Below are 10,226 nucleotides of genomic sequence, written 5' to 3'. Positions count from 1 at the left end.
GTTTTGATATGGGCTACCTGGTTGAATATAATCTATGGTTATACCATGTGACTTTGCCCAGTCGATGAATGTTTTTCCGGTAAATTCCGGTCCATTATCCACTCGTATTTTGAGTGGATAGCCATGATATTCGGCCAGTTTATCTAGGTAACGGGTAATCCTGCCAGCAGGTAAACTAACCGCAATATCAATGCCTAACGCCTCACGATTAAAGTCATCTATCACATTGAAGGTTCTAAAACGCTGTTGATTGCGACTGCTGTCACTCATAAAATCCATTGACCAGCATTCACCTTGTTTATTGGGTGCTGATAGCCTTTCTGGGCTTCGTGGAGGAATGCGTTGTTTACGCTTTACCCTGAGATTAAGCTTTAATTCACAATACACCCGATACACACGTTTATGATTCCATTTATAGCCGAGCTTTCTGATGCGATTAAAACATTTAGGAAAGCCCCAGCGTAAATGCTTATCGGTAATAGCACTTAGTACCGACATAATCACTGAATCATCCGGTAATTTAGGTTGATAATAGTAAGCGCAGCGACTTAAGCTAACAATAGCGCAGCTCATGGCAATAGTAACAGAATGACTTTCTTGCAGTTGTACAGCCCAAGCTTTACGTGTTTGAGTAGGCACTATAGCTTTTTTATGATTTCCTCCTGAAGCTGAGATTTTAAACTGAGCTCAGCAAACATCTGCTTAAGCTTACGGTTTTCAGCCTCTAGCTCCTTTAAACGTTTGATATCGGACGTTTCCATACCACCGTATTTATCACGCCATTTATAAAAAGTTGAATTGCCGATGCCATATTTACGGCAGAGTTCTTTGACGGGGATACCGGCTTCGGCTTCTTTTAAAATGGATACGATTTGATGTTCAGTCATTTTTTTCATGCTTAAATCCTCAATGGGTTAATAAAGAGAATTTTCTACTTTTATGCTGTACTATTTTAGGGGATAGTTACATCATCACGATAAGGATTTTCAACTTTTTTATCGCCAGTCAAATTTCCGTTCGCATCTATATTTCGACCTTTTTCATCTACTAAGTATTTTACAGGTATTTCCCTGAAATAACTGCTATGCGAGTACATAAATGGTTTGTTTTCCACTCCTCCTGTCGGTGTATTACCTACTAATACATGATTAAAACCTCTACCTAATCTAAAATCCTTTTCTTTTTAGACATTCATTTCTGGCAGGTATATATACATTGTTTAACCAGTCCTGCATTTCTTTAGACCCAATATATGCTTTTGGTTCTTTAATAGATTCGAGTTCTTCAAAGCATTCTTCTTTAGCTTTTTTTTCTGCTTTAGACGAGAAATCCCAACCTGGCCCATTCCAAAAACGGACTACAAATTCATAACAGCCGGATAGTCCAATACAAAAAATACCTATTAATAAAATATTAATATTACGCTTCATTTTACCTCACTCCTTGCCTTGGTCTTGTAGGCGGCACTAAAACCGGTAAAGAAGGATTATTGCGATTTAGATTACGATTTGTACCAGATGTTATGGTGTAGTGGTTGGGTTAAAACACTCGGGAAGTTCGACTACAAAACCAAAGCAGTAAAGTCTCTGCTTAAATCTAAAATCCTTTTCTTTTCATGCATTCTCTTTCTGCAGGACCATATACATTACCTAACCAGTCCTGCATTTCTTTAGACCCAATATATGCTTTTGGTTCTTTGATAGATTCAAGTTCTTCAAAGCATTCATCATAGGCCTCACTCTCAGCCCTAGACATATGAGGTCCTCCATTCCAAAAACGTACTACAGATTCATAACATCCAGATAATCCAACACAAAAAATACTTATTAATAAAATATTAATGCTACGTCTCATTTTATTTTACTCCTTGCCTTGCTCTTGAAGGCTTTACTAAAACCGGTATAGACGGATTATTTTTATTTAAATTATGATTTGGTCCATTTATCCATGTATTATCAAAATCCTGTCTATAAGGATTTTTAACTTTTCTATCACCAGTCAAATTTCCGTTTGCATCTATATTTCTACCCTTTTCATCAACTAAGTATTTTCTAGGTGTTTCCCTGAAATAGCTGCTATGCGAGTACATAAATGGTTTGTTTTCCACTCCTCCTGTCGGTGTATTACCTCCTATGGTATATGGGCTCCGTAAAAATGCAGCAGGGCTTCTGCCTACAAAATCGGTATAGTGCACTGCGGAATAGGCTCTGCTTCCTTCATAACCATTTGTAACCAGTTGGTTCGCATACCATGGCACATGGGTCGCGGTGCCATAAAATCTTGCTTCTCTGATCGGTATGCCGGTTAAGCCATTACGGTTGGCATTCTGTAATGCGACACTAGCTGTCATTCCACCACGACTATGGTTGTTTAAATCTATCTCATAACCATTGTCTTTAGCATATTGATAGAGGATGATGTTGGCTTTTTCTGAATTAGTTAAAGGCAAACCACCTCCGATTAAATCATTCACTTTATCGTAGAAGGCATATAATCCTTCTGACAAAAAATTTCCAGTAGGTGGATTGGGTATCACATAAATCCCGTCGGCACTTGTTTGCCATAGGTTCTGTTTCACTGCATTTTTGAGAGCATCATCTAATGGATTGAGAATACCTGGATTGGATATGGTGATTACGCCTGTACTTTCTCCGGGTTTAATTTCATTGATATCAAAAATCTGTCGTTTTTCTCCGATTTCTGCATAAGGACTATCTTCATCTATGGGTCTCTTTTTCTTGTTATCGTAGCTATTATTGGAACAGTAGAGTCCGTCTTGTGTGCATTTTACTTCCCAATATTGAATTGGTCTTCTGGCTGCTCTGACTGCCGGATCGACAACAGCACTTCCATCTGCATAAACCAACGCAGCTGTATTACCATAGCCATACAGTGTACCTAATGCCATATCAATATAGAAAGTAGTTTTATCCCATTTATCGGCACTGGCCTCTAGTGCCAGTGACTCATTTGTATTGTAACCATTTTTGCCGTCTATATAATTTTCCTTACGTATATTTTCTGCCTGCTGGCGTTTACTGTCTGCAATCTTATGCAGAGTACTACGCAATTCTTTCCGATTCTGGTCAAACTCTTGCGTTACTTCGCGCTGTAAATCCAGTTCTTCCTGTACTTTGTCTTTATTAAAGTTGTTGGCCAGATAGCCAGCTTTATCGGCATAGTTGTCGCTGGTGATGTCGGTATGGATGCCGGCGATGGTTTCGGCGGCGTTTTTGCCGGTTTTCTGGCGTTGGGCTGCTTCATCGGTGATGATGATGTTATTAGTGTTGATACCGCTATGGGTGGTGGTGCTGTCATGCCCGCTATCGCTGCCGTAGCCGACATTTGAGCTGACACCGTCTTTGCTCTGTCCTGTCCAGCCGCCGCCATAGTTTCCGCTGGCTCCGATACCGATACTGCTGCCTTTGTAGTCGCTGTGGTTTTTGATATCGCTGCTGGTGAGGCTGCCAGTGCTTAGCCGGTTTTTACCTGCCGCTTCGGCGGCCTCGGTAGAGGTGATGATGGCACCTTTAAGGTCAGTATTGCCTTTGACTTTGATCTGATAGCCATTGTCACCGGCAATGATGCCGCTTTGTTCGGTGACACCGGCGTAATCGGCTTTGATTTTGCTCTTGCTGTAGTTGGCTGTGCCGGATACGCCATAGCCTACGGTTATCTGCCCGCCGATGTTCTGCTGTTTGCTATTGTATTTGGCGGTGTCCTGCAGGCTTTCGATGTTCAGTTCGGCGGCATCGATGCTGACGCCTTTGCCAATAACCTGGGCTCCTCTGATGTTGGTGGCACCGCCGCTGATAAGGCGGGTGTTGCCGCTGAGGCTGCCTATGTGGCTGTTGCGATAGCTGGTTTCGTCGCCGTTAGCATGCCCTTTGCCGCGGTTGGCTCCGGCAGTCACGCCGAAGGAGGCACCACCGGAACCGTAGTTGATGGCTACGCCGGCATTCCAGCCGCTGGAACTGTTTTTGCTGCGCTCGCTGTGGCTTTGTTCGGCAGCCAGCAGGTTGATTTGGTTGTCGGCCTGTAAGTGGGTACCTTGGTTGCCACTGACATCGGATCCGATGATGTTGATGTTGGAGTCTTGGCCGCCTCCGGTGGCTTGCAGGTTAACCTGTCCGCCGGCATGGATATTGCTCGCTGAGGCGACGTTGTCTACGCTGTGGCTTTCGCTGCGGCTCTTTTGCTGGCCAACGGTAATACTGACGCTAACGTTTTGAGCAGCAGATTGGGGATTTTTACCAGCATCAGCTATGGCCTGACCGGCTTTGTAGCTATCCATGCCAGCATTAAAGGCGGCCATGGCGTTGACGCGGTCGTTTTTGCTTTTGCCCACGCGCTTGATGGCGGTATTGGCATCTTGAATGGCACTAACTACGGGTACGTTAACTGCTACGGTAAGACCACTCTTTTCGAAGGTATGGATGTTGTCGCGCTGGTGCTGGTCTTGCGCAGCGCTGACGTCGATTTGTTTGCCGATGATGTTGATGTCGCCTTTGGGGCTGGATACGCTGCTGCCGGTCTGGCTGTAGTGGTTGCCGGCAATGATGTTGGTGTTGCCGCTAAGGCTGCCGATGCTGCTGCCGCTGTGGATCAGGGCTTTGGTGGTGGTGTCATCGCTTTCTTTCTGGCTGCCGATGCTAAAGCCGATGCCGCCACTGCCCATAAGGCCGGATTTGGTTTCTTTGTGGTATTGGCGATCTTGGTAGTGGTTTTCAGCTGCGTTGATGTTGATGTCATTACCTGCATGCAGGAGGGTACCATAGTCGGAGATGACGTTGCTGCCGCGGATGTTGATGTCTTTATCGCTGCTGATGGTGATTTTGGCACCGGTGATGTTGCTGGCTACGGCTTCATCATATTTGGCCTGATACTGATCCAGTGTGGTTTTTTTCGACATGAAGCCACTGGATTTGTCGTATGTGGAATGATCCAGCTCGGTTTGCTGCCGTCCTTCGCTGATGTTGACGCTGTTTTTGCCATACAGGTTAACTGTTCCTTGGTAGCTGTCGATATCGCTCTGGCGGATATTCAGTTGGTCGCCGGCCAGTAGGTTGATGTCTCCGATGGCGGTGATGTTGGTGCCTACTTCGCTTTGATAGTGGTTGATCCAGTGGTTTTTGTCGCTGCGCTCACCCGCTGTCATGTGGGTGGCGGTGGTAACGGTACCTAGGTTGATGCTGCCGTCACTGGCGCTCAGCTGGGTTTGACCGTTTGCGGCGGTATTGATGATGTCGGCGCCGTGGGTGTTGATGCCGTGGGTACCGGATACGCTGAGGATGCTGTCTTTGGCTCCGGTTACGTACAGGCCTGCTGCGCGGTCAATAACGGTACCGCCATTGCGTTCATCGCCATAGCTGGCGGTGGTGGTGGTGAGGTTGATTTGGTCGGCTTTGATGGCGAGCAGGTCTTGGGCGATGGCTACGCCACCGTTGAAGTTGACGCTGTTGTCGGCTTTAAGTGCCATTTTGTTGGCACTGAGGGTGCCGCTGTTGGTGATGTTCTGGGCACCAAGGTTGAGGATATTGCGTCCTGCTATGCTGCCCTGATTATCGATGTTACCGCTGGTTTGCAGGTCAATATTGCGGGCGCTGATCAGGCTGCCGGCGCTGTTGACGTCGCTGGCACGGGCAATCAGGTAAACTTTGGGTACGAGTACGGTCTGCTGGCTGCCGTCCGCCAGGGTGATGGTTTGGTTTACCAGCCAGACGATGTCGCTGGTCAGTTGTGCCATCTGTTCGGCGCTCAGGGCGATGCCGGGGGTGAGCTTATACTGTTGTGCATAGGTGATGCCGGCATTCATGAGGGCTTTATATTGTTCTTCGTCGTTCTGATAGCCATCCAGACGACGGAAGCCGGTTAGGTTAGCGATTTGTTCGTTGATCAGGCGTTGTTCGTAATAGCCATCGCCCAGCCGTTTCTGCATTTTGTTGGGGTCTTGGCCGAGGGCGCTAAGCATGTAGTCGCTGCCCAGCCATTTTTGCTTGTTGGTAAAGGCGGGGTCGGTTTCTACCAGATAGCCGTTGTTATTGGGGTTGATGTGGTGCAGGCTGCTGTTGGGCAGTCTGGCGTTAGTGTTGGTGTTGGTATCAGTCAGGGTTTTAATTTGCTGCTGCTGTTGGGCAATGTTGGTATTGCCAGTGCTGCTTTGGTTGTTGCTGTTGCTGATGTTGATTTGCTGGCCAGTTGGGGTGGCTGCACTGGCTTGCCCTTGGTTACCGCCAGTAGCGACGTGCTGCTGGATGGTGCTGGCCGGGGTGTCGAATTCGTGGCTGGTAATGATGGTCTGGTGGTATGGATTTACTTTAAAATATCTACTGTCAATATAACCTGAACTGAGTCTGGGATTTCTATATTTAAAACGACCTTGCTCACCATGCTCTTCAATCCGCTGCTGTCCTTTGGTTTCGCGGTTTTCAAGATTCAGGTTTTCTGCACCTTTAAGTGTGCCTCCTACGAGGATGCGGCTGTTGTGATTGAGCCAGTGATCGCCGCTGATGGTTAAATCTCCGCCGATGATGATTTCACCCGGGTCGGTTTCGGTGACTTTTTGTTTGTAGATTTTGCGGTTGAAATTCCACCAGTACAGATCATCTACTGAATATTTTTTCCAAACCTTTTTGCTACCGTCGTTAAAGGTAAAGATGATTTCTTTATCTCTTTTTTATATTTGCCATCTACGCCATGTTCCCAGATCGCTGGGTTACCTTTTTCTTGGAACTGTCTTACTCCTTTGCTGCTCTCCAGATATTCTTCTACTTTGAAGTGGTTGTTGAGGTTGTGTAGTTCTTTGACGGCGATATTGCCGTTACCCTGTGCTTCAATACGCGCGCTGCCGTTAATCAGGCTGTCGGCCATGCCGGTGGCCTGATGGTTTTTGTCGAGGGCTCCGCCAATGGCGATATCGCCTTCGCTCGACAGCAGGGCATGTTCTTTGTTGATGATGTTGGCAGCACCGATGTCCAGCCGCTCACGCGCAGCAATAACCGCGGCTTTGCTGTCGCTGCCGATGGTTTCTTCCTGATTGATTAGGTTATGGGTACCGATGGCAACATGGTTGCCATAGATGCGCCCGCTGCCGGTGTTGTTGATACTGTTGCCGCTCTGTACTAAGGTGGTACCGTTGCTGTTAATCAGGCCACGGTTGGTGAGGCTGTTGTTGGCCTGTAGTTCGGTATGCTTGTTGCTCTGGATGATGCCGCTGGCCTGATTGTCGATGTTGGCGGCGTTGACGACAACGCTGTCTCCTCCGCTGAGGGTGTGGTTGTTGCTGATGTTGCCCTGACTGCTCAGGTGCAGGCGGTTGCCAGCGTTGATGTCGGCATCAACGTTGAAGTCGTCATGCAGTTGGATGGTGGCGTTATGACCAGCACCGATGCTGCCGGTGTTGTTGAGCTGTTTGCTTTGGATGCTCAGGTCGTTGCCGGCCAGTATTTTGCCATCTTCGCTGTTGTCGATGCTCAGGTTTTGTTGGTTCTGGTCGTGAATGTTGAGGTCTTTGGCGCTGCTGATTTGTCCTTGCCGGTTGTCCAGCTGTTGGTTGATTTGGGCATTAAGTTGTTGGTTGGTACGAATGGCGCCACTGTGGTTGTTAAGGCTGTTGGTTTGTAATTCGATGCTGTCGGCATCGATGCTGCCTTGTTGGTTGTTGAGGCTGCCGTTGTGGATGCGTGCTTGTTTGCCAGCGATGATTTTACCCTGCGCGCTGTTGTCTAGTGTGTTGCTGTTAAGCTGTAGGTCACCTGCGCTGCTGATTTGCCCTTGCTGGTTGTTGATGTGCTGGCTAATCTGGGCGTTCAGTTGCTGGTTGCTGCGGATGGCTCCGGCATTGTTGTTTAGGCTGTCGGCTGTTAGGTCGATGCTGTCGGCATCGATGCTGCCCTGCTGGTTGTTAAGGGCGCGGGTGTGCAGCTCGGCTTGTTTGCCGGCAATGATTTTGCCCTGGCTGTTATTTATATCACCGGCGGTTATGCTGAGGTCGCTGTTGCTGCCGATTTGGCCATTTTGGTTGTGTAGTTGGTTGCGCACGCTAAGTTGCTGTTTGCCCGCACTGCGGATGGCGCCATGTTGGTTGTTGAGCTCGTCGCTAGTTAGTTGCAGGCTATCGCTGTCAATGGCGCCGCCGCTGTTGTTCAGGCTGCCGGTTTGTACTTCGCTCTGGCCGCCACTCCACAACTGGCCGCTGTTGCTATTGTCTAGCTGGTTGCTGTGGATTTGCAGTTGTTGCTGCGCGGCGATAAGGCCATGATCGCTGTTGTTCAGTTCGGCACTGTCGATGGCCATGCGCTCGGCTGACTGGATGCGGCCTTGGCGGTTGTCTAGCTGGCTGCTGTGGATTTGCAGTTGTTGCTGCGCGGCAATGGTGCCTTGGTCGCTGTTGTTCACTTGAGCACTGTCGATGGCTATGCGCTCGGCTGACTGGATACGGCCTTGGCGGTTGTCCAGTTCTTTGCCTGTGATCTGTAGCTGGCCACTGCTGCTGATCTGTCCGGCACGGTTGTCCAGTCGGGTGGTGTTGATGTTGGCTTGCTTGGTGTTTAGTTTGCCTTGGCTGTTGTTGAGTAGTGCACCGTTAACTTGCAGTTTGTTGAGGTTAAGGGTGCCCTGATTGCTCAGGCCATTATGAGCACTCAGATCGATGCCGCCGTTGGCGATGATCTGGCCGTTTTGGTTATCAATGTCGTTATGGCTGATGATTTGACCGGCGCTGAATGTTTTGTTGGTGGGTGTGGGCGCTGCTATGGTTTGGCCGGCACCTTCGGCGCTGCTCGGCGCTTTGCTCTGCTTGTCTGCTTCCACTGGCGGCTGCGCTGGTTTATCTGGCTGCGCCGGGTTTTGCTCTGGTACGGTTGGTTGTGGTGCATAGCCAATCAGGCTGTCTTTTTGGTTATTGAGCCGATCCAGTTCCAGGTTTAATCCTTGTTGTCCGCTCTGGATGATTTTGCCATTCTGGTTGTGGATGCTGCCGCTGATGAAATCAAGACGGCTGGCATTGATTTCTCCGCTGTTGCTCAGGCTGTTTTGGTTGCGGATGTTCAGTTCGTCGGCGCTGGTGATGAGGCCGCTATTGCTCAGTTGCTGGCTTTGTAGTTGCAGTTTGCCCTGACTGGAAAGAGTGCCGCTGTTGTTGATGCTGTTGGTTTTAACGGTGGTGGCCGCTATGTCGGCGGCATTGCTGCTTTTGTCGGCAGCGATGATGCTGCCACTGTTGCTGAGCTGACCATCGGCGCTGATGGTGACGCCACCTGCTCCGGCAAAGATCTGGCCGGCGTTGTTGATGCCTACGCCTTTGTCGTTGCTAATAAGAACGATTTTACCCGCATACATGCCACCCAGTTTGCCGGTATCGATGGCGATGCCGGGCTTGGGGTCGGTGTTGTTTTCGTTGGCGCTGATGTGCTGATTCTCGGCATTGATGTGGTTGCTGCCGCTGATGATGTTCAGTTGGTTCGCCCAGATGCCAGCGTTGATTTGTGCTGCTTTGGTGAGGATGTGGGTATAGTCGCTGTCTCTGCTATCTAAACCTTGGCCGCTGATGCTGATGTTGCCGCGGTTGATTTGTATGCCGCTGATTTGTCCATCGTTAATCTGGGGGCGGCCGGTGGTGAGGGTAACGCCGGCAGCGTTGATGAAGCCGCCGCCGTTGATGTTGATGCCGGCCGGATTGGCAATGATGACTTCGGCACGCCGTCCGGCTACTTCGATATAGCCGTTAAGACGGCTGGGATTGCTGCTGTTGATCTGGTTGACAATGATGCTGGCTTCGCCTTTGGCTAACCATGGGTTACCCTGTATCCAGCCTGCCTGACGGGTCTGGGTGCTTTTGCGGCTGTTGTTGAGGATGGCGCCTTTCTGGTCGATGTCCATTTGCCGGTATTGGTTGATGGAAACGCCTCTTTTGCTCGGGGTTTGGATGTTGATCTGAGGGGTGCCGTTAGCGCTGGGCAGGATGGTTGGCTGCTGGTTTTTAGGAGCAGACAGGTCGGCATGAATTTCGGCTGCTATGACATTATTTTGAACCAGTATGCATAATCCGAATCCGAGCAGGATGGAACCGGTTAACAAGGGCAGTTTGGCCAGCAGGCTGCTGACGATGTTGCTGCTACTGCTGTGTTCGGCGGTACTTTTTGTTGTGCTGGTGGTGTTTTCGGCTACGGCTACCATTTGACCACGGTGTTTGTTGTAGATGACTTTGTAGCGGTTTTTGTTCATGA

At 49.0% G+C, this 10,226-nt stretch carries 7 protein-coding genes and 2 pseudogenes; 1 reads left to right on the top strand and 8 read right to left on the bottom strand.

The genetic code is table 11. The features are described from left to right. The 5 genes from BHC51_RS07135 to BHC51_RS07115 form a co-directional block, all read right to left on the bottom strand. Positions 1-639: DDE-type integrase/transposase/recombinase (locus BHC51_RS07135; RefSeq protein WP_143558805.1), on the bottom strand; the 639-nt coding region annotated here is incomplete at its 3' end. After that, positions 639-896, bottom strand: a complete 258-nt coding sequence (locus tag BHC51_RS07130; RefSeq protein WP_100098913.1) for a transposase — start codon at positions 894-896, stop codon at positions 639-641. The genes BHC51_RS07130 and BHC51_RS07135, both read right to left, overlap by 1 nt. 270 nt (positions 897-1,166) lie before the next feature. Further along, positions 1,167-1,430 carry a hypothetical protein gene (locus tag BHC51_RS07125; RefSeq protein WP_100153652.1) on the bottom strand — a complete coding sequence of 88 codons (264 nt, stop codon included), beginning with the start codon at positions 1,428-1,430 and terminating at the stop codon, positions 1,167-1,169. 166 nt (positions 1,431-1,596) lie between these two features. Next, positions 1,597-1,854 carry a hypothetical protein gene (locus tag BHC51_RS07120; RefSeq protein ID WP_100153651.1) on the bottom strand — a complete coding sequence of 86 codons (258 nt, stop codon included), beginning with the start codon at positions 1,852-1,854 and terminating at the stop codon, positions 1,597-1,599. 1 nt (position 1,855) lies between these two features. Continuing rightward, positions 1,856-5,971 (bottom strand): hemagglutinin repeat-containing protein, encoded by a 4,116-nt coding sequence (locus BHC51_RS07115; RefSeq protein ID WP_100153650.1) that lies wholly within the window; start codon positions 5,969-5,971, stop codon positions 1,856-1,858. Between BHC51_RS07115 and BHC51_RS07110 the strand changes: the two genes are divergently transcribed. Next, complete coding sequence (locus BHC51_RS07110; RefSeq protein ID WP_100153649.1) at positions 5,951-6,346, top strand: hypothetical protein; 396 nt, start codon at positions 5,951-5,953, stop codon at positions 6,344-6,346. The two genes, BHC51_RS07115 and BHC51_RS07110, sit on opposite strands and share 21 nt — an antisense overlap. A 260-nt stretch (positions 6,347-6,606) precedes the next feature. Here BHC51_RS07110 and BHC51_RS07105 read toward each other — a convergent pair whose 3' ends face one another. The 3 genes and pseudogenes from BHC51_RS07105 to BHC51_RS13435 form a co-directional block, all read right to left on the bottom strand. Further along, the gene (locus tag BHC51_RS07105) at positions 6,607-9,144 is read right to left on the bottom strand and encodes a hypothetical protein (protein ID WP_445081786.1); all 2,538 of its coding nucleotides are present in this window, start codon (positions 9,142-9,144) and stop codon (positions 6,607-6,609) included. A gap of 90 nt (positions 9,145-9,234) precedes the next feature. Further along, positions 9,235-10,008 (bottom strand): annotated as a pseudogene (locus tag BHC51_RS13440) (filamentous hemagglutinin N-terminal domain-containing protein); the annotation flags it as partial. An 84-nt stretch (positions 10,009-10,092) separates the two neighbouring features. Next, a pseudogene (locus BHC51_RS13435) lies at positions 10,093-10,224 on the bottom strand (ESPR domain-containing protein); the annotation flags it as partial. Positions 10,225-10,226: the final 2 nt, after the last annotated feature.

Source organism: Snodgrassella alvi (assembly GCF_002777745.1).
Lineage (GTDB): Bacteria > Pseudomonadota > Gammaproteobacteria > Burkholderiales > Neisseriaceae > Snodgrassella > Snodgrassella alvi_D.
Note: the sequence above shows the minus strand (reverse complement) of the source record. Positions and strands in the feature narration are given on the sequence as shown.

What these genes read in the sequence shown, in the direction of transcription:
- BHC51_RS07130 (WP_100098913.1), bottom strand. Translation starts at nt 896, where the DNA reads ATGAAAAAAATGACTGAACATCAAATCGTATCCATTTTAAAAGAAGCC.
- BHC51_RS07125 (WP_100153652.1), bottom strand. Translation starts at nt 1,430, where the DNA reads ATGAAGCGTAATATTAATATTTTATTAATAGGTATTTTTTGTATTGGA.
- BHC51_RS07120 (WP_100153651.1), bottom strand. Translation starts at nt 1,854, where the DNA reads ATGAGACGTAGCATTAATATTTTATTAATAAGTATTTTTTGTGTTGGA.
- BHC51_RS07115 (WP_100153650.1), bottom strand. Translation starts at nt 5,971, where the DNA reads ATGCTTAGCGCCCTCGGCCAAGACCCCAACAAAATGCAGAAACGGCTG.